This window comes from Pseudomonas sp. OVF7, from assembly GCF_030644265.1.
Lineage (GTDB): Bacteria > Pseudomonadota > Gammaproteobacteria > Pseudomonadales > Pseudomonadaceae > Aquipseudomonas > Aquipseudomonas gorinensis.
Map to the genome: position 1 here is coordinate 1,791,955 of NZ_CP128996.1, position 25,518 is coordinate 1,817,472.

Consider the following 25,518-nt stretch of genomic DNA (forward strand, 5'->3'; position numbering starts at 1 on the left):
CAATGCGCGTGTTCCGCATTCTGAGCCTGTTGTTAGTGGTACTTGCACCCTCGGCATTTGCCGACAGCCTGTACCAAGTTGAAATGATCCTGATACGCCAGAACGCGGAGCCAGAGATGAGCAACCGCGCCGCACCGGAAGATTGGGATGCCGGCGCGGTGCGCCTGGGCGACAGAATGAGCCCGCCGCGCCTGGCCAACATCGCCGACAAACTGCGCGCCGACGCCAACTACACCGTGCTCGCCCATAAAGCCTGGGAACAGAACCTGGGTGAGCAGCCGGTAAAAATCGCGATCGCCGAGGGGGCGGAACAGTTTGGCCAATTCCCCATCGAAGGGGTATTGAGCCTGCAACTGGGGCGCTTTACCGATATCGATGCCGACTTCTGGGTCAACCAGTTCGACAGCAACGGCAGCGTGATCGCCAGCGAACACCTGAGCCAGAAGGACGTGCGCACCAAGAACAACCAGCTCAACTACCTGGACGGCGGCCGCCTGGCGCTGCTGATCAAGATCACCTCGTTGACCGTCAAACAACCCAGCGCACCACCGCCCGATATTCAGGACTGATCCAGCGCCATGCCCCTGACGTCGTCGCTGACCAAACCCCTGGCCCCTTCGTGGGCCAATCGCTTCAAAGAGCAAAGCCTGGAGCGTGGGCGGCGCTACGCCCTGGAGAACCGCGTACGTATAGTCGAATCCGGTGACAGCACGATCATCGCCAGTTGCGAAGGCTCGGGCAGCAACGTCTATCGGCAGACCATTTCACTGCGCGAGTCCGCCAAGGGCATGCTGATCCTGGTGGACAGCCGCTGCACCTGCCCGGTCCATACCAACTGCAAACATATCGCGGCGGTGTTGCTCAAGGTCCAGGAAACCCTGGCCTACCCCGCCGCCGCCCAGGATGCCGAACTGCTGGGAAAACTCCAGGCGGTGCTGGATAACCGCGTGGTACTGCCGCAGGTGGTGATGGAGGACGTGCTGCCAGTGCCACGGCTGTGGCTGGCCAGCGTCGAATTCAGCGCGTTCGAGCCGCGCAACGGCAAGATGCAGCGCTATATCCAGCACCGTGCGGCACTGTCGTTCAACTATCTGGGCAACTATGTCAGCGGGCAAAAGAACGCCGACATCATCGTGCGCCAGGAAACCCAAAGCCTGCGTATCAAGCGTCATCCCGAGCTGGAACAGCCCTATCGCGAACAACTGCGCCTGCTCGGTTTCAAGATCGCCACGCGCCAGAGCAAGGCCCTGCCGGAAAGCGCCGGCGAACTGTTCGAGATGGTCAATGACAGCGCTTGGCTGAACTTCACGCTCAACTCGTCGCCGACGCTGCGCGCCGAAGGCTGGGAGTTGCAGATCGACGAGGACTTCGGCTTCGACCTCAGCCCGGTGGACGACTGGTACGCCACCGTCGATGAAGCGCCGGAACGTGACTGGTTCGACCTGGAACTGGGGATCATCGTCAATGGCGAGCGGCTGAGCCTGCTGCCGATCCTGCTCAACCTGATGCGCTCGCACACCGAGCTTCTCAACCCGGAGAAACTCGCACGGCGCCGCGACGAAGAGTTGATCCTGGTGAATATCCCCGGCCTGCCCAATGGCGGCCATGGCCCGCTGCAAGTGGCATTGCCCTATGGCCGCTTGAAACCCGTGCTGGCCACCTTGGGCGAGTTCTACCTGCAGGACCCCGGCACCACCACCCTGCGCCTGGCCAAGGCCGATGCGATTCGCCTGAACCCGCTGGAAGACCTGCCCCTGCAATGGGAAGGCGGCGAAAAAATCCGCAACTTCGCCCAGCGTCTGCGGGATATCAAGGACTTCACCTGTGTCGCGCCCGAAGGCTTGAACGCGACGTTGCGCCCCTATCAGCTGGAAGGCTTGAGCTGGATGCAGTCACTGCGCCAACTGGACGTCGGCGGGATTCTTGCCGATGACATGGGCCTGGGCAAAACCCTGCAAACCCTGGCGCATATTCTCAGCGAGAAAATCGCCGGGCGCCTGGACCGGCCTTGCATGGTGGTGATGCCCACCAGCCTCATACCCAATTGGCTCGATGAAGCCGCGCACTTCACCCCGCAACTCAAGGTGCTGGCGCTGTACGGTGCCGCGCGCAAAAAGCACTTCGCCACATTGCAGGACTATGACCTGCTGCTGACCACCTATGCGCTGTTGCCCAAGGACATCGAGCACCTCGCCACCCAGCCCCTGCATGTGCTGATCCTCGATGAAGCCCAGTACATCAAGAACCCTTCGAGCAAAGCGGCCCAGGCAGCACGTCAGCTCAATGCACGGCAGCGCCTGTGCCTGAGCGGCACGCCGTTGGAAAACCACCTGGGTGAGTTGTGGTCGCTGTTCCACTTCCTGCTGCCGGGCTGGCTGGGTGACGTTAAAAGCTTCAACCGCGATTACCGCGCGCCCATCGAAAAGCGCGGCAGCGATGTGCGACTGCAACACCTCAACGGCCGGATCAAACCCTTCCTGTTGCGCCGCACCAAGGAGCAGGTGGCGACGGAGTTGCCACCCAAGACCGAGATCATCCACTGGGTCGACCTCAACGAAGCCCAGCGCGACGTGTACGAAACCATGCGCCTGGCCATGGATAAAAAGGTCCGCGACGAAATTACCCGCAAGGGTGTGGCACGCAGCCAGATCATCATTCTCGAAGCCCTGCTCAAGTTACGCCAAGTGTGCTGCGACCTGCGCCTGATCAACGACGCCAGCCTGCCCGCCCGTGGCAGCAGTTCGGGCAAGCTCGATAGCTTGATGGAGATGCTCGAAGAACTGTTTGCCGAGGGGCGCCGGATCCTGCTGTTTTCCCAGTTCACCTCGATGCTGGGCCTGATCGAAGCCGAACTGAAAAAGCGCGGTGTCGCCTATGCACTGCTCACCGGCCAGACCCGTGATCGGCGCACTCCGGTGAAGGACTTCCAGAGCGGCAAGCTGCAGATTTTCCTGATCAGCCTGAAAGCCGGTGGTGTGGGCCTGAACCTGACGGAAGCGGACACGGTGATTCACTACGACCCGTGGTGGAACCCCGCCACGGAAAACCAGGCCACCGACCGGGCGTATCGCATCGGTCAGGAAAAGCCGGTGTTTGTGTACAAGATGATTGCCCGCGGCACGGTGGAAGAGAAAATTCAGCATCTGCAGAAGGAAAAGTCCGACCTGGCGGCGGGCGTGCTGGACGGTCGGACGACCGGGGATTGGCAGTTGGGCAATGACGACATCGAGGCGCTCTTTGCACCGCTGCCTAATAAGCAAGAGAAGCGCTGACGGCAAGAGCGCCATCGCGAGCACGCCCGCGATGGACGCGACACTTAATCGATCAACTGCGCATCCCGCAGCGCACCGAGCGCCACCAGCCAACGCGGGTCCTGCTTATACTCCGTCGAAGCCATCGCCTGCCCGCGCATCCGTGCAATCCGCGGCGATGGCGTGACTTTCATCCGCTGGGCCGCACTCAGCGCCAGTTCAGCCGCCGCACGATCGTTACACACCAGGCCCATATCGCAGCCCGCCGTCAGCGCGGCCTCGATACGGCTGGCAGCGTCTCCCACCACATGGGCACCGGCCATGGACAAGTCATCGCTGAAAATCACCCCGTCAAACTGCAACTCACCGCGCAGGATGTCCTGCAACCAGCGACGCGAGAAGCCGGCGGGCTGAGCGTCAACCTGCGGGTAGATAACATGGGCGGGCATCACGGCCGCCAATTGCTGGCTCAGGTGCGCGAAGGGCACCAGGTCATGGCTGCGAATCTGCTCCAGGCTGCGCTCGTCAGTAGGAATGGCGACATGGGAATCGGCTTCAGCCCAGCCGTGACCGGGGAAGTGCTTGCCGGTGGCGGCCATGCCGGCGCTGTTCATACCGCGGATAAAGGCACCGGCAAGCACCGCGGCACGCGCTGGGTCACCCTCGAAGGCGCGCGTGCCGACCACGGCACTGCGCTGGTAGTCCAGGTCCAGCACAGGGGCGAAGCTGAGATCAAGACCGACAGCCAGCACTTCAGTGGCCATGATCCAGCCACATTGTTCGACCAGGTATTCGGCGTTGGGGTTATCCGCCAGGGCACGCATGGCCGGCAGGCGCACGAAGCCTTGGCGCAGGCGCTGCACGCGCCCCCCTTCCTGGTCGACCGCCAGCAGCAGGTCCGGGCGCACGGCACGGATCGCCGCGCTCAGCTCTCGCACCTGGCGTGGATGCTCGATATTGCGCGCGAAAATGATCAACCCGCCCACCTCCGGCTGGCGCAGCAGGTGGCGATCCTCGGCCGTCAGCCAGGTGCCGGCTACGTCGACCATCAAAGAACCTTGCAGGGCAGCAGTCATAAACCTTCCTTAAATAACGCACACAACCCGCTACCCTCACGCGGCGCGATCAACGCGGCGGGAGCAACGGGTTGTGTGTAAATAGCTGAATTCGGCATGGGCGGCTAGCTTAGCGGATGCTAGCGGCCACGCACACCCAGGGCGGTCAAACCTTGGCGGGGATGGGAATGGATTTGCTGCGCGGGCGCAATTGAGCGGCGACCATGGCAGGATCGGTGACACCACTTTCGGCGCGCATGCCCGCGGCGAGAAAAGGCACCATCAGGCGCATCACCTGCTCGATCGAGGTGTTCACGCCAAAGTCGGTCTCGGCAATCGCACGCAACGCCTTGATCCCGGACATGCTGAACGCCGCCGCACCGAGCATGAAATGTACGCGCCAGAACAGCTCGATCGGCGGGATGCGCGGTGCCGCCTCGTTGACCAGCAACATATAGCGACGAAACACCTTGCCGTACATGTCTTCAAGGTAGCGGCGCAGGTGGCCCTGGCTCTGACTGAACGCCAGGCCCAACAGGCGCATGAAGATCGACAAGTCGTTGCCACTGCGTGGTTGAACCACCAAGGCTTGTTCGACGAGGATTTCCAGCAGGTCTTCCAGGCTTGGCTTAGGATCGGCCTTGGCCTGGCGTCGTTCGAGCTCACGGTCCAGGCTGGCGCAGAACGGCCCGAGGAAACGCGAGAACACCGCCTGGATCAGGGCCTTTTTCGAGCCGAAATGGTAGTTCACTGCGGCGAGGTTGACCCCGGCCTTGCTGGTGATCAGCCGCAATGAAGTTTCAGCAAATCCTTTTTCCGCGAACAACTGCTCGGCAGCATCGAGAATGCGTTCAACGGTTTCCGACTGGGCCATGGCTACTCCGCCTGACAAACACTTGTTTGAAACATACGTTTCAAGTTGTGTCTTGTCAAGCCTGCAGGTTCGCTTTCCGGCCGGGCAGTCATCTGTTTCGGCGCTATTTAATCACATCCTTCCAGGTCTGTAGGCAGCGCTACCCATGCCTTGTAGGACGGCTGACGAATGACCGTCCGGCGCCATGGCAGAAAAGGATGATTGCCAAGCGCAGTTCACTGTATATAATCCCAGTCACTGTATAAAAAGACAGAGCGATCAACATGCTAAAACTGACGCCACGCCAAGCTGAGATTCTGGCTTTTATCAAGCGCTGCCTCGATGACAACGGCTACCCGCCGACGCGAGCGGAGATTGCGCTGGAACTGGGATTCAAATCCCCCAACGCCGCCGAAGAGCATCTCAAGGCCCTTGCTCGCAAGGGCGCGATCGAGATGACCCCAGGCGCTTCGCGCGGCATTCGCATCCCTGGCTTCGAAGCCAAGGCCGACGAATCGACACTGCCGATCATCGGTCGCGTCGCCGCCGGTGCGCCGATCCTGGCGCAGCAGCACGTCGAGGAATCCTGCAACATCAACCCGACCTTCTTCCATCCTCGCGCCGACTACCTGTTGCGGGTCCATGGCATGAGCATGAAGGACGTGGGCATTTTCGACGGTGACCTGCTGGCCGTCCATACCACCCGCGAAGCGCGTAACGGCCAGATCGTGGTGGCCCGCATCGGCGATGAAGTCACCGTCAAACGCTTCAAGCGCGAAGGCAGCAAGGTCTGGCTGTTAGCCGAGAACCCTGAATTCGCTCCGATTGAAGTGAACCTGAAAGACCAGGACCTGGTGATCGAAGGCCTGAGCGTCGGCGTCATTCGCCGCTAAAGGAGGCATCATGCAGCTCGTGCACACCCCACAACACACACAACTGTCGCTGTTCGAGGCCTTCATGGCCCAACCCCTTGCGCCCCTCCTCAAGGAAACGGTCGAGGCGCCCTGGAGCGCCGAGCCTGAGGCGTTCAGTGAATTGTCGTTGCGCGGTGCTGCCGGGAGCTGCCTGAGCCTGCTGGCGCCAATCCTGCGCGAACTGAGCGAGGAACAGGACGCGCGCTGGCTGACACTGATCGCCCCGCCTGCCAGCCTGACCCAGGCCTGGCTGCGGGACGCCGGCCTGAACCGCGAGCGCATCCTGCTGCTGCAACCGCGCGGCGCGCAAAGCGCCCAGCAGTTGACCTGCGAAGCCTTGCGCCTGGGTCGTAGCCATACAGTGGTGAGCTGGCTGAACCCATTGAATGCCAGCGCCAAGCAGCAGCTGATCAGTGCTGCGCGCACAGGTGATGCTCAGAGCTTGAATATTCGATTGGGATAATGCGATGAGCCTGCGGAGGGGCTCGTTGTGGCAGGTGGACTCGTTGTGGCAGGTGGGTTTGCTGTGGCAGGTGGGTTTGCTGTGGCGAGCGGGCTTGCTGTGGCGAGCGGGCTTGCCCCGCGTTGGGCTGCGAAGCGGCCCCAAAACCAGACACCGTGGAATACCTGATATACCGCATTGATCTATTTAGGACTGCTTCGCAGCCCAACGCGGGGCAAGCCCGCTCGCCACAGCAAACCCACCTGCCACAGCAAGTCCGCTCACCACGACAAACCCACCTGCCCTAGCAAGCCCGACCCTCACAGGACTCAGTGAAGAACCCGCGGGCCGTCTTCCTTCTCAGGTTCGCCTTCTGCCAAGCGGCCTGCCATCTGAACACCGACGCTCAACATGGCTTTTGCCACTTCCACGTGCTGGCCTTGCAGGAACACCTTGGCATCCTCGGAAAAATCCAGAATAACCAGAGAACCCTCGTCCTCCGCCCGGCGCAGCTCGATTCGGCCGTCAGGCAATTCAACAATTTCCAGAAAGGACGTTGGCATAAAAGTCTGTTCTCCACGAAAGGCCGGGATTATATCAGTCATCCGCCCGGCTTCGTTGAGGTTCTGAAGAGGTTTCTTTACGGCTTGATGAACGGTGTCATACGAATCCGACCAACGTTCAGCACTCGTTCAAACCTTCACGAAAGCGCAACGCCATCTTTTTCAGCTCCTGACGCCAGCCTTCCAACTCTTCACGACTCAGAGGCTTGGGCTCTTCCTCCTCCAACGCAACCGCCACGATCAAGGGCTGGGTCACATCGCCCTTGGGCACATGGGGAACACGGGGCGGCTGAAACATATCCGCATGGGCCTTGAGCAGACGCGCGACCCAGCTGTCGGGGCTCTGGGCCATTTCCACCAACTCGGCCAGTTCAGGGATCGCCATGCTTTCCAGCACTTCACGATTCATGATCATTTCCGCACGGGGCGAACCGGCCTGGGGCAAGCGGTAGAACCCCGCGATCTCATGACACAAGCCCAGTAACGCACCATACAAGTGGAACAACGCGGCTTCACGCCCAGCCTGAACCAGCGCAATCGCGTTCATCTCCTTGCCTTGCTCGGCACGGCCAAGGGCTTCCAGGGACAAACCCGCAAAGTAAATTTTCTGGTTGGTACGGGTATAGAGTTCGTTGGCCATAACGGCAATCTCCACAACGAATAAGCGTGATGCTGGCTATGTAGGAGCGAGCATGCTCGCGAAAAACTTCAGAGCGCCGTTCGGCATCAGGTTTTTCGCGTAATCATCAACAACCTTCGCGAGTAAGGACCAAGCACCCTCCTCGATCCTGCAGCAAGCAAAAGCCGTCTATACAGACGGCTTTTAGCGTTAGCAGAGTATAGGATCAAGCGCCCTGGCGCTTGTCCTCAACCTTCCACTTACCGCCGTCGTAGAACGCCTTCCAACCGGTCGGCTTACCGTCCACTTCGGATTGCACGTACTGCTCCTTGGTCTTGCGGCTGTAGCGGATCACAGCTGGGCGACCATCCGGGTCCTTCTTCGGCGCCTCACACAGGAAGTGGTACTTAGGATCGATCTCGTCCTTGTGCGGCACGATTTCCAGCACCAATGGTGCACGGGTCTCGCGGTTTTTCGGGAACTGGCTGGCGGCCAGGAACAGGCCCGAAGCACCATCACGCAGGATGTAGGTGTCGTTGACCTTCTCGCACTTGAGTTCGGGCATCTTCACCGGGTCCATCTTCGGCGGCGCCGCATCACCGCTTTTCAGCAGTTTGCGGGTGTTCTTGCACGTCGGGTTGGTGCAACCGAAGAACTTGCCGAAGCGGCCGGTCTTGAGCTGCATCTCACTGCCGCACTTGTCGCATTCCAGGCTCGGGCCTTCGTAGCCCTTGATGCGGTAGCTGCCCTCTTCGATCTCATAGCCGTCACAATCCGGGTTGTTACCGCAGATATGCAGCTTGTGCTTCTCATCGAGCAGATAGGCATCCATCGCCGTGTTGCAGATCGGGCAGCGGTGCTTGCCACGCAGTACCAGCGATTCGGACTCCCCCTCGTCGTCGGCGGCGATTTCATCTCCCGGCACCAGGTTGACGGTGGCCTTGCAGCGCTCTTTCGGTGGCAGGCTGTAACCCGAGCAACCGAGGAAAACGCCGGTGGAAGCGGTACGGATCTGCATCGGACGGCCGCAGGTCAGGCACGGGATGTCGGTCATCACCGGCTGGTTCGCGCGCATCCCGCTCTCGGGGCTTTCGGCCACTTCGAGTTTCTTCTTGAAGTCGCCGTAGAACTCGTCCAGCACGTTTTTCCAGTCGCGCTCGCCCTGGGCCACGTCATCGAGGTTCTCTTCCATGCCGGCGGTGAAGCCGTAGTCCATCAGGTTGGAGAAACTCTCGGACAGACGCTCGGTGACGATATCGCCCATCTTTTCCGAATAGAAACGACGGTTGTGCAGGGCAACGTAGCCACGGTCCTGGATCGTCGAGATGATCGCGGCGTAGGTCGAAGGACGACCGATACCGCGTTTTTCCATCTCTTTCACCAGGCTGGCTTCCGAATAACGCGCCGGCGGCTTGGTGAAGTGCTGGGACGGGTCGAGCTTGATCAGCTTCAGCGTATCGCCCTGGGCCATGTCCGGCAGTACATCGTCGTCGCCCGGCTTGGCGATCTGCGGCATCACGCGGGTATAGCCGTCGAACTTGAGGATACGGCCCTTGGCGCGCAGCTCGAAGTCGCCAGCGCCCACACTGACGGTGGTGGACAGGTATTGCGCCGGCAGCATCTGGCAGGCCAGGAACTGGCGCCAGATCAGCTCGTAGAGGCGCTCAGCGTCGCGTTCCATGCCGCTCAGCTTGCTTGGCTCGGTGTTGGCGTCGGAAGGACGAATCGCTTCGTGAGCCTCCTGGGCGCCCTCTTTGCTGCTGTAGACGTTCGGCTTCTCCGGCAGGTACTTCTTGCCGAACTCACTTTCAATATAAGTGCGCGCCATGGCCACCGCGTCTTGCGACAGGTTGGTGGAGTCGGTACGCATATAGGTGATGTAGCCAGCTTCGTACAGACGCTGGGCCATCATCATGGTCTTCTTCACCCCGAAGCCCAGGCGGTTGCTCGCGGCCTGTTGCAAGGTAGAGGTAATGAACGGTGCCGACGGCTTGCTGCTGGTCGGTTTGTCTTCGCGCTTGACGATGCTGTAGCTGGAAGCCTTGAGCTTTTCCAGCGCGGCCATGGCCTGGGCTTCGTTCAGCGGCTTGAACGCCTCGCCTTTCTCACGGGCCACTTCGAAGCGCACGTTGGCGCCCTTGGCAGTGCCCAGGTCGGCGTGGACTTCCCAGTATTCTTCGGGGTTGAACGCACGGATCTCACGCTCACGTTCCACCACCAGCTTGACCGCTACCGATTGCACACGGCCGGCGGACAGGCCGCGGGCGATCTTGGCCCACAGCAGTGGCGAGACCATGTAGCCCACGACGCGGTCGAGGAAACGACGGGCCTGCTGGGCGTTGACGCGGTCAATGTCCAGCTCGCCCGGCTTGGAGAAGGCTTCCTGGATGGCTTTCTTGGTGATTTCGTTGAACACCACACGCTTGTAGCGGCTGTCATCACCGCCGATGGCTTCCCGCAGGTGCCAGGCAATGGCTTCCCCTTCGCGGTCCAAGTCCGTTGCGAGATAGATGGTGTCAGCATCCTTGGCGAGCCGACGCAGCTCTTCGATGACCTTTTCCTTGCCCGGAAGGATTTCGTACTTGGCCTTCCAGCCATGTTCCGGATCCACCCCCATGCGCGAGACCAGCTGCTTGCGCGCTTTCTCTTTAGGGCTGAGCACCGGACCTTCGCCCGCGGCCGCCTTGCCACGCTTGGCGGCAGGCTCCTTGCTGGCGCTAGCCGAACCGCTGGTGGGCAGGTCTCGGATATGGCCGATACTCGACTTCACCACGTACTCGTTGCCCAAGTACTTGTTGATGGTCTTGGCCTTAGCCGGGGATTCCACAATGACCAGCGATTTGCCCATGGATCGGAAAATTCCTGAATTCGAGAAGTGAAAGGCAGTTGGCGCCTGACGCGGCAACGCTATATATAGTGGCAACAAGGTGAGGTCAAGCGCAGCATTCTGCGCGGCCTGCCGTTATTGCCCTGAAAAAAGACTGGGTTCGGCCTGGACCAAAGCAAAGCGCGGGACCTGCTCGCCGTCAACTTCGACGGTCTCGAGGAACATGCTCAAGGGGCGCACCCAAAAGCCGTAATCGCCATACAGTGCTTGGTAGAACACCACTTCTTCTTCGGTCTCGGAATGCCGTGCCACGCTGAAAACGCGGTACTGCGGACCTTTATAATGTTGGTAGAGCCCTGGTTCGACTTTCATGCTCTGGCCCCCTTACAAAATTTGTTGAAAAAAAATATTAAAAATTCCAAAAAACAAAAACCGGGGCACTGGGCCCCGGCTTCCGTCAACTCAACGCTTAGACGCGTTCGAAGACGGTGGAAATGCCTTGGCCAAGACCAATGCACATGGTTGCAACCCCGAGGTTACCGCCATTTTGCTTCATCACGTTAAGCAAAGTGCCGGAAATACGCGCACCGGAGCAACCGAATGGGTGGCCCAGGGCAATCGCACCGCCGTGCAGGTTAACCTTCTCGTTCATCTTGTCGAGCACTTTCAAATCTTTCAGCACCGGCAGGGCCTGTGCAGCGAAAGCTTCGTTGAGTTCGAAGAAGTCGATATCGGAGATGGTCAGGCCCGCACGCTTCAAGGCTTTTTGTGTCGCCGGTACTGGACCATAGCCCATGATTGCGGGGTCCACACCCGCCACGGCCATCGAACGAATCACCGCCAGCGGCTGGATACCCAGGTCCTGGGCACGCTGCGCCGACATCACGATCATGCACGAGGCACCATCGGTGATTTGCGACGAAGTACCCGCCGTCACGGTGCCGCCCTTCGGATTGAAGGCAGGCTTGAGGGCCGCCAGGCTTTCCAGGGTGGTGTCCGGACGAATGGTTTCGTCGTAGTCGAACAGTTTCAGGAAACCGTTCTCGTCGTAGCCGTTCATCGGGATGATTTCATCCTTGAACTTGCCTTCCACCGTTGCCTTGTGGGCCAACTGGTGGGAGCGCAGGCCGAACGCGTCCTGGGCTTCACGGGTAATGCCGTGCATCTTGCCGAGCATTTCCGCGGTCAGGCCCATCATGCCCGAGGCTTTTGCCGCGTACAGCGACATGTGTGGGTTGGGATCGACGCCGTGCATCATGCTGACGTGGCCCATGTGCTCCACGCCACCGACCACGAACACATCCCCGTTACCCGTCATGATCGCCTGGGCGGCCGTGTGCAGGGCGCTCATCGAGGAGCCACACAAACGGCTGACGGTCTGGCCGGCGGCCGTGTGCGGGATCTGGGTCATCAGCGACGCCATGCGCGCGATGTTCCAGCCCTGCTCCAGGGTCTGGTTGACGCAGCCCCAGATCACGTCTTCGACTTCGTTCGGGTCGACCTTGACGTTGCGCTCCAGCAATTTGCTGATCAGGTGCGCCGACATATCTTCAGCGCGGGTGTTGCGGTGCATGCCGCCCTTGGAGCGGCCCATCGGTGTGCGACCGAAGTCGACAATCACGACGTCTCTTGGATTCAAGCTCATAAATATTCTCGCTCTAGTCGTCTGGGCACTTAACCGAAGAAGCTCTGGCCATTCCTGGCCATCTCACGCAGCTTCGCGGTCGGGTGGTACAGCGGGCCCAAATCAGCGTATTGATCAGCCAGGGCAACGAATTCGGCTACACCGATCGAGTCGATGTAACGCAGCGCACCACCACGGAATGGAGGGAAACCAATACCGTATACCAGGCCCATATCGGCTTCGGCAGCGGTCTCGACGATGCCGTCTTCCAGGCAACGCACGGTCTCCAGGCACAGGGCGATCATCATCCAGTTGACGATGTCCTCGTCGGACACCTCACGCTGTTCATAGATGACCGGCGCAAGCACCTCGTGGACCGACGGGTCAGCGACCTTCTTCTGCTTGCCCTTCTTGTCGGTCTCGTAGGCGTAGAAGCCCTTGCCGTTTTTCTGACCCAGGCGCTTGGCCTCGTAGAGCGCGTCGATCGCCGAGCGCCGGTCGTCTTTCATACGGTCCGGGAAGCCTTCAGCCATCACGTCGCGGCCGTGGTGGCCGGTGTCGATGCCGACGACGTCCATCAGGTAGGCCGGGCCCATGGGCCAGCCGAATTTTTCCATGACCTTGTCGATGCGCACGAAGTCCACACCGGCGCTGACCAGCTTGGCGAAACCGCCGAAGTACGGGAACAGCACGCGGTTGACCAGGAAGCCCGGGCAATCATTGACCACGATCGGGTTCTTGCCCATTTTCTTGGCGTAGGCAACGGTGGTGGCGATGGCCAACTCGCTGGACTTCTCGCCACGGATCACTTCCACCAGCGGCATCATGTGCACCGGGTTAAAGAAGTGCATGCCGACGAAGTTTTCCGGACGCTTGAGCGCCTTGGCCAGCAGCGAGATGGAGATCGTCGAGGTGTTGGACGCCAGGATAGTGTCGTCTTTGACCTGCGCTTCCACTTCAGCCAGTACGGCTTGCTTGACCTTCGGGTTCTCGACAACCGCTTCGACCACCAGGTCGACATGGCCGAAATCGCCGTAGGACAGCGTAGGACGAATGCCGTTAAGCACTTCAGCCATTTTCGCAGCGGTCATGCGACCTTTATCAACGCGGCCCACCAGCAGCTTGGCGGCTTCCGCCAGGCCCTGCTCGATACCGTGTTCGTTGATGTCTTTCATCAGGATCGGCGTGCCTTTGGACGCCGACTGATAGGCGATACCGCCACCCATGATGCCGGCGCCGAGTACGGCTGCCTGTTTCACGTCCTTGGCGACTTCGTCGTAGGCCTTGGCCTTTTTCTTCAGTTCCTGATCGTTCAGGAACAGGCCGATCAGGCTCTGGGCAGCAGAGGTCTTGGCCAGTTTGACGAAACCCGCCGCTTCCACTTCCAGGGCTTTGTCGCGACCGAAGTTCGCGGCCTTCTGGATGGTCTTGATCGCTTCAACCGGCGCCGGATAGTTCGGACCGGCCTGGCCGGCCACGAAACCCTTGGCGGTTTCGAACGACATCATTTGTTCGATGGCGTTGAGCTTGAGTTTTTCCAGCTTTGGCTGACGCTTGGCCTTGTAGTCAAATTCGCCGCTGATGGCGCCTTTGATCAGGTTCAGTGCAGCTTCGGCCAGTTTGTCCGGGGCAACCACAGCGTCGACGGCACCGACTTTCAGCGCGTCTTCAGCTTTATTTTCCTTACCGGCGGCGATCCACTCGATGGCGTTGTCGGCCCCGATCAGGCGCGGCAGACGCACGGTACCGCCGAAGCCTGGGTAGATGCCCAGCTTGACTTCAGGCAGACCGATCTTGGCAGTAGCCGACATGACGCGGAAGTCTGCGGCCAGGCACATTTCCAAGCCGCCGCCCAAGGCGATGCCATTGATGGCGGCAACGGTCGGCACGTTGAGGTCTTCGAAATCGCTGAAAATCTTGTTGGCTTCGAGGTTGCCAGCCACCAGCTCGGCATCGGGCAGCTTGAAGTTGTCGACGAATTCGGTGATGTCAGCGCCGACGATAAACACGTCCTTGCCGCTGGAGACGATCACGCCCTTGACCGAAGCATCTGCTTTGATGGTGTCTACGGCCTGACGCAGTTCGTTCAGGGTTAGACGGTTGAACTTGTTGACGGACTCACCCTTGAGGTCGAATTTCAATTCGACGATGCCACTTTCAAGAGCCTTAACCGTGATGGCTTTACCTTCGTAAATCATCAACTGATCTCCACGATATGGAAGCTGAACAGTACACACCGGACGCTGGCCTCTGGTTAGACATTGATCATTTCGTCAATGCTCACCCCAATGCGCCAGGCACACCCGCCAATGCGATAGTCGGGATTCTGTATGAGACGTCTGACAGACAAACGCTCAATTCATACGCCCGTTTGATTTGGGTACGTCACCTTCATCCAATTCCAGGCAATTGTCAATCGCTCGAAAGGCTAGGAAAAACGCGACTTTCCAGTCATTTCAGAACCCCCGCCCCAGGCCTGCGCCTCGTCAATATTTCAATATTCACGAAATCAATAATCAAAAAAGTGCGGGAAAACGCTGTACAGATCGGGATATGCCGCTAGGCTAGCGACAACCGTAACGCGCCTGGATGAACATCCGACGCATGAAACACAGATTTACCGGCCTGCCTGGCCAACTCCAGCCCGATGATGATGTCGGGCTTTTTATTGCCTATGGTTTACCCGAAGGCCTCATGCCAGGGCCTTGAGCACTTTATCAATGGCCTGCAAGTCACTCGCCTCGCCCTTCTCACCCCAGTACAAAGTGACCATCTGACGATCCGCCTCGACTTTATAGACGTTGGCCGGCAGCGTTGCGAAATGCGGCAACAGCTTCTCATCGACGCACACCTCCTGCCACTGATTGACCCACACACCCGGCTCCAGCTGCCAGTAACTCCAGGTGTCTGGCGTACGGCCACGTCGTGGCCGGTGGTACTGCGCGCAAGGGCTCGGCGGCTCCTGCTTGAGCCAGTGCGGCCACTCCTGAGGTGCCAGTTGCATGGCCAGGCCGATGCGTCGCGCCTCCATGCGCAGGGCCATGCGCCCGCTCTGGTGGCGCGACGGGCGCAGCCATGCCAGGGGGCTCAGAACCACCACAAGGATTGACACCACTATCCAGACCGTCATATGTGTACTCCCGAATTTCTAGATGAGCGGATTTGATCTCACGCAACCCTATCCGCTTGAAAGCAGCCATACTGAATCTATTGCAGTCCCCCTAGAGGAACGCCTCATGCCCTACCAACATATTCTGGTCGCTGTCGATCTGACCGAAGAGTGCGATCCAGTGATCAAGCGCGCGCAGGAATCCGCATTGGCCAATGGTGCCGTACTGTCGCTGGTGCATATCGTCGAGCCCATGGCCATGGCCTTTGGCGGTGACGTGCCGATGGACCTTTCCCAATTGCAGCAACAACAATTCGACCAGGCCAAGGAGCGTCTGGACCGTTTGATTCTCAAGTACCCGCACCTGAAAAAGGAAGACTGCCACCTGACCTACGGCCAACCTCGCCAGGAAATCCACCACCTGGCCAAAGAAAAGGGTTGTGACCTGATCGTGGTCGGTAGCCATGGCCGTCATGGTTTGGCGCTGTTGCTGGGCTCCACGGCCAATGACGTGCTGCATGGCGCGCCGTGCGACGTCCTGGCGGTAAGGCTGGTCAAAAGCTCGTAAGCCCCCTCCCACATTTTGAATCGCATTTCATATGAAAAACCCGGTGTTCATCCAAATGAACACCGGGTTTTTTAATGCATCTGGATCAGTCAGGCATCCAACTCAGCCCAACGCTCAACCAGCGCTTCCAGCTCCTGGTTCAACGTCTCCAGGGAAGCGATGACCTTGGCGGTTTCCGCCGCCGGGCGCAGGTAGAAACCCGCGTCGGCCATTTGCGCTTCCACAGCCGCGATCTGTTGCTCCTTGGCCTCGATATCACCCGGCAAGGCTTCCAGCTCACGCTGAAGCTTGTAGCTGAGCTTCTTCTTGGCCGCCGGGGCAGCTTCCTGGGCCGGGGCAGCGGCCACCGGGGCGACAACGGCGGAGGTCAGGTCGGCCTTGCCGGACTTGCTCTCGGTCACGCCCAGCAGGCGCGGTGAACCACCCTGACGCAGCCAGTCCTGGTAACCACCGACGTACTCACGCACCTTGCCTTCCCCTTCGAAGACCAGGGTACTGGTGACCACGTTGTCGAGGAATGCCCGGTCGTGGCTGACCATCAGCACAGTGCCGTTGAAGGTCAGCAAGACCTCTTCCAGCAGTTCGAGGGTTTCCACATCGAGGTCGTTGGTCGGTTCGTCGAGTACCAGCAGGTTGGCCGGCTTGCTGAACAGCTTGGCCAGCAGCAGGCGCGCGCGCTCACCACCGGACAAGGCCTTGACGGGTGTGCGGGCACGCTGCGGGCTGAACAGGAAGTCGCCCAGGTAGCTCAGCACGTGGCGACTCTGGCCGTCGATGTCGATAAAGTCGCGACCTTCGGCAACGTTGTCGATCACGGTCTTTTCCAGGTCCAGTTGGTGACGCAACTGATCGAAGTAGGCCACGTCGATGCGGGTGCCCTCTTCCACGGTGCCGCTGGTCGGTTGCAGGCCGTTGAGCATCAGCTTGAGCAAGGTGGTCTTGCCGGTACCGTTGGCGCCCAGCAGGCCGATACGGTCGCCGCGTTGCAGGACCATGGAGAAGTCCTTGATCAGGAACGGACCGTCCGGGTGATGGAAGCTGACGTTTTCCAGCACCATCACTTGCTTGCCCGACTTGTCGGCGGTATCCAGCTGGATATTGGCCTTGCCGGTGCGCTCGCGGCGTTCGCTGCGCTCGACGCGCAGGGCTTTCAGGGCACGTACGCGGCCTTCGTTACGGGTACGGCGCGCCTTGATGCCCTGGCGGATCCAGACTTCTTCCTGGGCCAGTTTCTTGTCGAACAGGGCGTTGGCGGTTTCTTCGGCGGACAGTGCGGCTTCCTTGTGCACCAGGAAGCTGGCGTAGTCGCCGTTCCAGTCGATCAGGCCACCACGGTCCAGTTCGAGGATGCGCGTGGCGAGGTTTTGCAGGAAGGAACGGTCGTGCGTGATGAACAGCACGGCACCCTGGAAATCCTTGAGGGCTTCTTCCAGCCAGGCGATGGCGCCGATGTCCAGGTGGTTGGTCGGTTCGTCGAGCAGCAGCAGGTCCGGCTCGGACACCAGCGCCTGGGCCAGCAACACCCGGCGACGCCAGCCGCCGGACAATTCGGCGAGGGTCTTGTCGGCCGGCAGTTGCAGGCGGCTCAGGGTACTGTCCACCAGTTGCTGCAGGCGCCAGCCGTCGCGGGCTTCGAGGTCTTGCTGGACGTGCATCAGCTTGTCCAGGTCTTCTTCGGTGACGCAGTTCTGCGCCAGGTGGTGGTACTGCGCAAGCAACTCACCAACGCCGTCCAGGCCTTCGGCAACCACGTCGAACACGGTCCGTCCGTCGGCCACCGGCAATTCTTGCGGCAATTCGCCGATCTTGAGGCCCGGGGCACGCCACACAGAGCCGTCGTCGGGCTTCTGGTCGCCTTTTACCAGCTTCATCATGCTGGACTTGCCGGTGCCGTTGCGGCCGATGATGCACACCCGCTCACCACGGGCGATCTGCCAGGACACCTTGTCCAACAACGGCATAGCGCCGAAAGCAAGGGACACATCGCTGAATTTGAGCAGGGTCATACGCTTCTCCAAAAACTGGGCGCGCATTCTACCTGACTTGAGGGCTGGATGCGGTCGCCATTTTCTCTGCTGATACGTTCTGTAGGACATTTCCGGCGATCTTCAACCAACCGGCCGGCAAAGCTTTCACCGGCCGCTGGCAAAAGGCTAAGCTAGGGGCAATCAGTGTCGGCGGTGCCGGCGCTAGTCGTGATTTCTCTGCACGGACGTCTCATGCGCAGTCGCCTTTTCAACTTTTTATCTTGTCTGCTTCTTTCCGCCACGGCCGTTCAATCCGCGCAGGCCGTGGACCTCACCACTCAACGTCAATATTACGATGAAGCCAAGCGTGCACTGGCCAAGGGCGATACCGGCCCCTACATGCAATACAGCCAGGCCCTGGCCGACTACCCGCTGACGCCCTACCTGGCGTACGACGAGCTGACCGCCCGCCTGAAGACCGCCAGCAACGAGGAAATCGAACAGTTCCTTGCGAAAAACGGCGACCTGCCCCAGGCCAACTGGATGAAACTGCGCTGGTTGCGCTGGCTGGCCGACCGTGGTGATTGGCAGACCTTTGAAAAGTACTACGATGCCAAGCTCAATTTCGTTGAATTGGACTGCCTGCATGGCCAGTTCCAGCTCACCCACAATTTGAAAGCCGAAGGCTACAAGACCACCGAAAAACTGTGGATGACCGGCAAATCCCAGCCCGCCGCGTGCGATGCCACCTTTAGTCAATGGGCCGCCGACGGCCAGCTCACCGAGCAAAAAATCTGGGACCGCGCCAAGCTCGCTGCCGAAGCGCGCAACTACGCGCTGGCCAACAGCCTGGTGAAAACCCTGCCGACCCTCGGCGCCCAAGGCCGCCTGATGGTCGACGTGGCGCAAAAGCCCGACATGCTCAGTGATCCTTCGCGCTTCCTGCCGGCCACCGAAGCCATGTCTGACGCCGTGGGCCTGGGCCTGCGCCGCCTGGCTCGCCAGGACCCGGACAAGGCCATGGCCCTGCTCGACGGCTATGCCAGCAGCATGCACTTCTCCCGTGACGAAAAAGTGGCGATCGCTCGTGAAATCGGCCTGACCCTGGCCAAGCGCTTCGATCCACGCGCCCTTGAGGTGATGACCAAGTACGACCCCGAACTGCGCGACAACACCGTGTCCGAATGGCGCCTGCGCCTGCTGCTGCGCCTGGCCCGCTGGGAAGATGCCTATCAGTTGACGCGAAAACTCCCACAAGACCTGGCCACCACCAATCGCTGGCGCTACTGGCAGGCCCGCAGCCTGGAACTGGCCGAGCCGAAAAACCCGCAAGCCCTGGTGCTGTACAAGAACCTGGCGAGGGAGCGGGATTTCTACGGTTTCCTCGCCGCTGACCGCTCCAAGGCGCCGTACCAGTTGATCAACAAGCCGCTGTTGATGAGCCAGGCGCTGATCAACAAGGTGCGCAACACCCCCGGCGTGCGCCGTGCCCTCGAGTTCTATGCCCGTGGCCAGGTGGTGGACGGTCGCCGCGAGTGGTACCACGTCAGCCGTCACTTTGACCGTGACGAAATGGTCGCCCAGGCCAAGCTGGCCTATGACATGAAGTGGTACTTCCCGGCGATTCGCACCATCAGCCAGGCTCAGTACTGGGACGACCTGGACATCCGCTTCCCGATGGCCCACCGCGACACCCTGGTGCGCGAAGCCAAGGTACGCGGCCTGCATTCGAGCTGGGTGTTCGCTATCACCCGCCAGGAAAGCGCCTTCATGGACGACGCCCGCTCCGGCGTCGGTGCCAGCGGCCTGATGCAACTGATGCCCGGCACCGCCAAGGACACCGCGCGCAAGTTCAGTATCCCCCTGGCCTCACCCGCCCAGGTACTGGACCCGGATAAAAACATCCAGCTCGGCGCGGCCTACCTCAGCCAGGTACATAGCCAGTTCAACGGCAACCGCGTGCTCGCCTCCGCCGCCTACAACGCCGGCCCCGGCCGCGTGCGTCAATGGCTGCGCGGCGCCGACCACCTGAGTTTCGACGTGTGGGTGGAAAGCATTCCGTTCGATGAAACCCGTCAATATGTACAGAACGTGCTGTCTTATTCGGTGATCTACGGACAGAAGCTCAACTCACCACAGCCGTTGGTGGATTGGCATGAGCGGTATTTTGATGATCAGTGACAATGGCTGACGAAAAGCCTGTTGTAGCGAGCGTGCTTGTTGTGGCGAGCGGGCTTGCCCCGCGTTGGGCTGCGAAGCGGCCCCAATAAGGCCACCGCGTTTATCCAGGCATTTTAAATCGCCAGGTTTTGGGGCTGCTTCGCAGCCCAACGCGGGGCAAGCCCGCTCGCCACAACAGCCTCCCCTGCGTAGATCACGCTAGGCCTGGTTTTTTGCGACCTCTACGGCGTCACTGAACTGCAACGCCGCCAACCGCGCATACAGCGGATTGTTCGCAATCAACTGCTGATGCGTACCCACCGCCACCAGCTTGCCCTGGTCCATCACCGCAATCCGATCGGCGTTCTTCACCGTGGCCAGGCGATGCGCGATCACCAGCGTGGTGCGGCCCTGCATCAATTGCGGCAACGCCTGCTGGATCAGGTGTTCGCTCTGCGCATCGAGGGCGCTGGTGGCTTCGTCCAGTAGCAGGATCGGCGCGTCCACCAGCAATGCGCGGGCGATGGCCAGGCGTTGTCGTTGGCCGCCGGAAAGGCCCATGCCGCCGTCGCCGAGGTGGGTCTGGTAGCCGTCGGGCATTTGCAGGATGAAATCATGGGCGTGGGCAATACGGGCCGCGGCTTCGACCTGTTCACGGGTCGCCGCCGGGTTGCCGTAGCGGATGTTCTCCTCGACGCTGCCGAAGAACAGCGCCGGGCTTTGCGACACCAGGGCGAAGTGGCGGCGCAGGTCCAGCGGGTCCAGCTCGGTCAAGGGGTGGCCTTCGAGCAGGATGCGGCCTTGTTGGGGGTCGTAAAAGCGCAGCAGCAGGTCGAAAATCGTCGACTTGCCGGCACCGGACGGCCCCACCAGCGCCAGGGTTTCACCGGGGTTGATGGTCAGGCTCAACCCGTCGATGGCGTAGCTGTCCGGCCGCGAGGGGTAGGAAAAGCGCAGGTCTTGCAGTTCCATGCGGCCGCTGACCCGCGCCGGCAAGTGCACCGTGCCGGTGGCGGGAGCCTGGATATCGTTGCTCGACTGCAACAACTCGCCGATTCGCTCCGCCGCACCGGCAGCGCGCTGCAGTTCGCCGAGCACTTCGCTGAGGGTGCCGACGGCGCTGCCCACAATCAGGCTGTAGAACACGAACGCCGCCAGCTCGCCGCCGGAAATGCGCCCACTGATCACGTCCATGCCGCCGACCCACAACATCACGCCCACGGCCCCCAGCACCAGCATGATCACCAGGGTGATCAACCAGGCGCGCTGGGCGATGCGTTTGCGTGCGGTGTTGAACGCTTCCTCGACGGTCACGGCAAAGCGTCGTTCGTCCTGCACCTGGTGGTTATAGGCCTGTACGGTCTTGATCTGGCCGAGGGTCTCGGACACATAACTGCCTACATCGGCGATGCGGTCCTGGCTCAGGCGCGAGAGGCTGCGTACGCGGCGGCCGAAGATCAGGATCGGCGCCAGCACCAACGGCAGTGCGACCACAACGATGCTGGTGAGCTTGGGGTTGGTGATGAACAGCAACACGATGCCGCCGATGACCATCAACCCATTGCGCAGGAACAGTGACAGCGACGAGCCGATCACCGATTGCAGTAAGGTGGTGTCGGTGGTGAGTCGCGACTGTATTTCCGAACTGCGGTTGTTTTCATAGAAGCCGGGGTGCAGGTAGATCAAGTGATTGAACACCTGGCGACGAATATCGGCCACCACCCGCTCGCCGATCCACGACACCAGGTAGAAGCGTGCAAACGTACCCACCGCCAGGCCCAGCACCAGAATCATGAACAGCCCGATGGACTGGTTGAGCAGGTGTGGCGACTGGGTCATGAAGCCCTGATCCACCAGCAGGCGAATGCCCTGCCCCATGGACAAAGTGATGCCGGCGGTAACGATCAGCGCCAACAGGGCTCCGAGGGCCTGCCAGCGGTAGGGCGCGATAAAGCGGCTGGCCAGGCGAATCGCGCGGCGCTGTCGGACTGAGAACATGGAGGGCATCACCGTTGAGGAACGTGTACACCACATGGGGGGAACTTGGGCAAATAACAACTTTCGTAACAGCAATGAGTCAGATTAATTATGCCCACCGATACTGATGCCTAGAGGCTATCGGTCTAACGTCCCGCTGGAAATCCGCGGAGGTTTCTGCTGGACTGGGGGCTCGAACCGATGATTGTGCAAGGAGTTGTAACAGCGCGGTCACGCGGGGGTTTTACAGTAGGTACACAACCTGATGAGGAGACAGGCTATGACCTTGCAAAATAGCAGCGATGCCAAGATTGAAGTGATCCGCCAACCGCAGCAGTTGCCTTGCTCGTACATCGACGCCAAGGGCCACGAAGTGCAGATTACCGAAGAGATGATCCAGCAAGCGTGCCGCGAGTTGGAACAACGCCTGGTCAAGCCTGCGCAGCAAGGCTGAAGCGCCTGAACTCTTTCAAAACCGGTCCTGGTGGCCGGTTTTTTTGTGGCCAGGCTGCTGGCTCCCATTGAGCCGCGAAGTGGCCCCAAACAATGGGACGGCTGCGCAGTTCAACGGGAGCAAGCGCCCTCGCCACAGTAATAGCGTTCCTACAGGGCGCTTGCGCCCAATGCCTGGACGATATTCGCCAACACCGCCGACTCCCCGTTGATGCGCACCTTCAAGCCGTCAATCTCGCGACGCTCAGGGTAGTGCTTGCGCAACAGGTCGAATGCCTTGCGCTGCTCCTCGACGGTTCCTACGAGGCTACGCCGGAAATCTGCGTCGTCCCGACGCGGGTCATACACGCTGCGGCATAACGTCGCCAAAGCCCAGGCGGGATCGGTCGATGCATTCAAGTGCACCTCGGCCAGCCAGGGCGGCGGCAGCAAATCGCTGAGTTGAATGCTCGCTTCCTGGCCCAGATGCGCACAGAACGCCTGGTAGATCTGCGCCGTGCCACGCTGCTTGCCATCCAGGCTGTAGCCGGCGATATGCGGCGTAGCCAGCACGCACAGGTCAGCCAGGTCGACGTCCACTTCCGGCTCGCCCTCCCATACATCCAGCACCGCTTGCAGGTCCTCGCGTTCAAGCAGCACGTCGCGCAGGGCTGCGTTGTCGACCACCGGGCCACGGCTGGCATTGATCAGCCAGGTGCCAGGCTTGAGGCGGTTGAGCCGCTGGCGGTCCAGCAGGTGCCAGGTGGAACCGTTGCCGGACTTGGTCAGTGGCGTGTGCAAGCTGATCACGTCGCACTGTTCGATGATCTGTTCCAGGCTGACGTAGTCACCGTCCTCGGCGATCTGCCGCGGCGGATCGCACACCAGCACGTTCCAGCCCAGGCCTTTGAGCACCTTGACCAGGCGACCGCCGACTTCACCGGCACCCACCACACCGTAGGTGCGTTGGTTGAGGTCGGCACCTTCGATCTCGGCCAGGGTTTGCAGGCTGCCAAGGACGTAGTCCACCACGCCGCGAGCATTGCAGCCGGGGGCGCTGGACCACTGGATCGCGGCCTGCTTGAAGTAATCGAGGTCCAGGTGGTCGGTGCCGATGGTGCAGGTGCCGACAAAACGCACCGCCGAACCTTCGAGCAGGGCGCGGTTGACGTTGGTGACCGAACGTACCAGCAGCACATCGGCCTGCTCGACCGTGGCACGGTCAATGGAGCGCCCGGGTACCCGGCGAATTTCGCCAAACCCTTCGAAGAAGGCATCGAGCAGCGGGATATTTTCGTCGGCAACAATCAGCATGGCAGGCTCCTTTCGCGGATCAGCAGTGTACAGGGATGCGCTCGGTGTCACACCGTGGATCCCAGGAGTGAAGAGTGCCTGGAGGATCGTTTACAAATCCCTAACACAGGTTTTTTCCTGACTATCGCGTCAAGGCGTAGAATCCGCCGTCCTGTGCTCTTTCCTGGACACCCCGTACGTGAACGCTGCCATCACCGCCCCCCTCACCCGCCCCGCCCGCATCAACCGCGAGGTGCGCAGCCTGCTGACCCTGGCCCTGCCGATCATGATCGGCCAACTGGCAACCACTGCCATGGGCTTTGTCGATGCGGTAATGGCCGGACGTGTCAGCCCAATGGACCTGGCGGCCGTGGCCCTGGGTAACTCGATCTGGATTCCGGTGTTCCTGCTGATGACCGGCACCCTGCTGGCCACCACGCCCAAAGTCGCCCAGCGCTTCGGCGCCGGCACGTTCCGCGAAATCGGCCCGCTGGTGCGCCAATCATTGTGGCTGGGGCTGATCGTCGGCTTGACCGCGTTGCTGATGCTGATCAGCGCCGAACCGATCCTGCACGCGATGAACGTCGACCCCGCGCTGATCAAGCCGTGCATGGCGTACCTGCATGGCATCGCCTCGGGCATGCCAGCGGTCGCGCTGTACTACGTGCTGCGCTGCTTCAGCGATGGCCTGGGCCGAACGCGCCCCAGCATGGTCATGGGCCTGTGCGGGCTGGCGCTGAATATTCCGCTGAACTACGTGTTCATCTACGGCCATTTCGGCGTGCCTGCCATGGGTGGCGTCGGCTGTGGCTGGGCCACGGCAATCGTGATGTGGGTAATGATGCTCGGCATGGCGGCCTGGACCCGTTGGGCGCCGGCCTATCAGAGCAGCGAGTTGTTCAAGCGTTTCGACTGGCCGCAGTGGGCGGTGATCAAGCGCGTACTGGCCATCGGCCTGCCGATCGGTATTGCGATCTTTGCCGAATCGAGCATCTTCGCGGTGATCGCCCTGTTGATCGGTAGCCTCGGCGCCACCGTGGTGGCCGGGCACCAGATCGCGCTGAACTTCAGTTCGCTGGTGTTCATGATCCCCTACTCCCTGAGCATGGCGGTCACCGTGCGCGTCGGCCAGGCCCTGGGGCGCGGGGAACCGCGAGAGGCACGCTTCGCGGCCGGGGTCGGCATGGGCACTGCGCTGGCCTATGCCTGCCTGTCGTGCAGCCTGATGCTGCTGTTTCGTGAGCAGATCGCCACGATCTATACAGCGGACCCACGGGTGGTACAGGTGGCATCGATGCTGATCGTGTTTGCCGCGCTGTTCCAGTTTTCCGATGCGATCCAGGTCACCGCCGCCGGTGCCCTGCGTGGGTATCAAGACACGCGGGTGACCATGGTACTGACGTTGTTTGCCTATTGGGGCGTGGGCCTGCCGGTCGGCTATGCCCTCGGGCTGACCGAATGGCTGGGCGCGCCCAACGGCCCCAGCGGCTTGTGGCAGGGGCTGATCGTCGGCCTCAGCTGCGCGGCGGGGATGCTGGTGGTGCGCCTGGCCCGCAGCGCGCGGCGGCGCATTCGCCTGGACAAGGCACGGGCTTAATCAACCTTTTTGCGAATCCAGTACAGGTAGGTCCCGGCCCGTTCCTGCTGCTCCACCAGTTCATGGTCGAGAAATACGCAGAACTTGGGAATATCGCGGCGGGTCGACGGGTCGGTGGCGATCACCTTGAGCAAGCCGCCAGGCGGCAGGTCGCGGATGTGCTGGTGCAGCATCATCACTGGCTCCGGGCAGTTGAGGCCCGTTGCGTCGAGGGTGCCATCAACGGCGGTGTCGAAAATATCGCTCATTGTCTACTCCTGAAACCGG

At 60.9% G+C, this 25,518-nt stretch carries 21 protein-coding genes; 8 read left to right on the forward strand and 13 right to left on the reverse strand.

The window, feature by feature from the left end:
• Positions 1–2 precede the first annotated feature (2 nt).
• Both QU606_RS08015 and QU606_RS08020 read left to right on the forward strand, forming a co-directional pair.
• Positions 3–569 carry a CsiV family protein gene (locus tag QU606_RS08015; protein WP_024074087.1) on the forward strand — a complete coding sequence of 189 codons (567 nt, stop codon included), beginning with the start codon at positions 3–5 and terminating at the stop codon, positions 567–569.
• A gap of 9 nt (positions 570–578) precedes the next feature.
• Positions 579–3,272 (forward strand): DEAD/DEAH box helicase, encoded by a 2,694-nt coding sequence (locus QU606_RS08020; protein ID WP_024074086.1) that lies wholly within the window; start codon positions 579–581, stop codon positions 3,270–3,272.
• A 44-nt stretch (positions 3,273–3,316) separates the two neighbouring features.
• On the opposite strand, the gene nagZ is transcribed toward QU606_RS08020, so the two are convergent.
• Positions 3,317–4,327 carry a beta-N-acetylhexosaminidase gene (gene nagZ / locus QU606_RS08025; RefSeq protein WP_304998276.1) on the reverse strand — a complete coding sequence of 337 codons (1,011 nt, stop codon included), beginning with the start codon at positions 4,325–4,327 and terminating at the stop codon, positions 3,317–3,319.
• A gap of 145 nt (positions 4,328–4,472) precedes the next feature.
• Positions 4,473–5,180: a TetR/AcrR family transcriptional regulator gene (locus tag QU606_RS08030; protein WP_024074084.1), complete on the reverse strand. Its 708-nt coding sequence runs from the start codon at positions 5,178–5,180 to the stop codon at positions 4,473–4,475.
• A gap of 263 nt (positions 5,181–5,443) precedes the next feature.
• On the opposite strand from QU606_RS08030, the gene lexA reads away from it, so the two are divergent.
• Together lexA and sulA are read left to right on the forward strand one after the other, a co-directional pair.
• Positions 5,444–6,052, forward strand: coding sequence for a transcriptional repressor LexA (lexA, locus tag QU606_RS08035; RefSeq protein ID WP_003172575.1), 609 nt, complete (start codon positions 5,444–5,446; stop codon positions 6,050–6,052).
• A gap of 10 nt (positions 6,053–6,062) precedes the next feature.
• A complete protein-coding gene (gene sulA, locus QU606_RS08040) occupies positions 6,063–6,536 on the forward strand; it encodes an SOS-induced cell division inhibitor SulA (protein ID WP_024074083.1) in 474 nt (157 codons plus the stop codon).
• Between the two features lie 308 nt (positions 6,537–6,844).
• Here sulA and QU606_RS08045 read toward each other — a convergent pair whose 3' ends face one another.
• The 7 genes from QU606_RS08045 to QU606_RS08075 form a co-directional block, all read right to left on the reverse strand.
• The gene (locus tag QU606_RS08045) at positions 6,845–7,078 is read right to left on the reverse strand and encodes a hypothetical protein (protein WP_010212068.1); all 234 of its coding nucleotides are present in this window, start codon (positions 7,076–7,078) and stop codon (positions 6,845–6,847) included.
• A gap of 118 nt (positions 7,079–7,196) precedes the next feature.
• Positions 7,197–7,718: a DUF6586 family protein gene (locus QU606_RS08050; protein ID WP_024074082.1), complete on the reverse strand. Its 522-nt coding sequence runs from the start codon at positions 7,716–7,718 to the stop codon at positions 7,197–7,199.
• Positions 7,719–7,923: 205 nt separating this feature from the next.
• Positions 7,924–10,545, reverse strand: a complete 2,622-nt coding sequence (gene topA, locus QU606_RS08055) for a type I DNA topoisomerase (RefSeq protein WP_024074081.1) — start codon at positions 10,543–10,545, stop codon at positions 7,924–7,926.
• Between the two features lie 114 nt (positions 10,546–10,659).
• Positions 10,660–10,896: a DUF1653 domain-containing protein gene (locus QU606_RS08060; RefSeq protein ID WP_010212074.1), complete on the reverse strand. Its 237-nt coding sequence runs from the start codon at positions 10,894–10,896 to the stop codon at positions 10,660–10,662.
• A gap of 97 nt (positions 10,897–10,993) precedes the next feature.
• Complete coding sequence (gene fadA, locus QU606_RS08065) at positions 10,994–12,169, reverse strand: acetyl-CoA C-acyltransferase FadA (protein ID WP_024074080.1); 1,176 nt, start codon at positions 12,167–12,169, stop codon at positions 10,994–10,996.
• A gap of 29 nt (positions 12,170–12,198) precedes the next feature.
• Complete coding sequence (gene fadB / locus QU606_RS08070) at positions 12,199–14,346, reverse strand: fatty acid oxidation complex subunit alpha FadB (RefSeq protein WP_069075500.1); 2,148 nt, start codon at positions 14,344–14,346, stop codon at positions 12,199–12,201.
• Positions 14,347–14,840: 494 nt separating this feature from the next.
• The gene (locus QU606_RS08075) at positions 14,841–15,278 is read right to left on the reverse strand and encodes a hypothetical protein (protein ID WP_024074078.1); all 438 of its coding nucleotides are present in this window, start codon (positions 15,276–15,278) and stop codon (positions 14,841–14,843) included.
• Between the two features lie 106 nt (positions 15,279–15,384).
• Between QU606_RS08075 and QU606_RS08080 the strand changes: the two genes are divergently transcribed.
• Positions 15,385–15,825: a universal stress protein gene (locus tag QU606_RS08080; protein ID WP_024074077.1), complete on the forward strand. Its 441-nt coding sequence runs from the start codon at positions 15,385–15,387 to the stop codon at positions 15,823–15,825.
• A gap of 89 nt (positions 15,826–15,914) precedes the next feature.
• Here the strand turns inward: QU606_RS08080 and QU606_RS08085 are convergent, their stop codons facing one another.
• Entirely contained in the window at positions 15,915–17,831 is a 1,917-nt protein-coding gene (locus tag QU606_RS08085; RefSeq protein ID WP_024074076.1) for an ATP-binding cassette domain-containing protein, read from the reverse strand.
• Between the two features lie 213 nt (positions 17,832–18,044).
• Here QU606_RS08085 and QU606_RS08090 point away from each other — a divergent pair, with 213 nt between their 5' ends.
• Complete coding sequence (locus QU606_RS08090) at positions 18,045–19,973, forward strand: transglycosylase SLT domain-containing protein (RefSeq protein ID WP_069075501.1); 1,929 nt, start codon at positions 18,045–18,047, stop codon at positions 19,971–19,973.
• Between the two features lie 198 nt (positions 19,974–20,171).
• Here QU606_RS08090 and QU606_RS08095 read toward each other — a convergent pair whose 3' ends face one another.
• On the reverse strand, positions 20,172–21,959 hold the full coding sequence (locus tag QU606_RS08095; RefSeq protein ID WP_190300974.1) for an ABC transporter transmembrane domain-containing protein: 1,788 nt from the start codon (positions 21,957–21,959) through the stop codon (positions 20,172–20,174).
• A gap of 250 nt (positions 21,960–22,209) precedes the next feature.
• Between QU606_RS08095 and QU606_RS08100 the strand changes: the two genes are divergently transcribed.
• A complete protein-coding gene (locus QU606_RS08100) occupies positions 22,210–22,383 on the forward strand; it encodes a PA1571 family protein (protein ID WP_041160865.1) in 174 nt (57 codons plus the stop codon).
• Between the two features lie 149 nt (positions 22,384–22,532).
• On the opposite strand, the gene pdxB is transcribed toward QU606_RS08100, so the two are convergent.
• Positions 22,533–23,675: a 4-phosphoerythronate dehydrogenase PdxB gene (pdxB, locus tag QU606_RS08105; RefSeq protein ID WP_024074072.1), complete on the reverse strand. Its 1,143-nt coding sequence runs from the start codon at positions 23,673–23,675 to the stop codon at positions 22,533–22,535.
• A gap of 178 nt (positions 23,676–23,853) precedes the next feature.
• Between pdxB and QU606_RS08110 the strand changes: the two genes are divergently transcribed.
• A complete protein-coding gene (locus tag QU606_RS08110; protein WP_150293023.1) occupies positions 23,854–25,251 on the forward strand; it encodes an MATE family efflux transporter in 1,398 nt (465 codons plus the stop codon).
• On the opposite strand, the gene tusA is transcribed toward QU606_RS08110, so the two are convergent.
• Positions 25,248–25,499, reverse strand: coding sequence for a sulfurtransferase TusA (gene tusA / locus QU606_RS08115; protein ID WP_024074070.1), 252 nt, complete (start codon positions 25,497–25,499; stop codon positions 25,248–25,250). The two genes, QU606_RS08110 and tusA, sit on opposite strands and share 4 nt — an antisense overlap.
• Positions 25,500–25,518 lie beyond the last annotated feature (19 nt).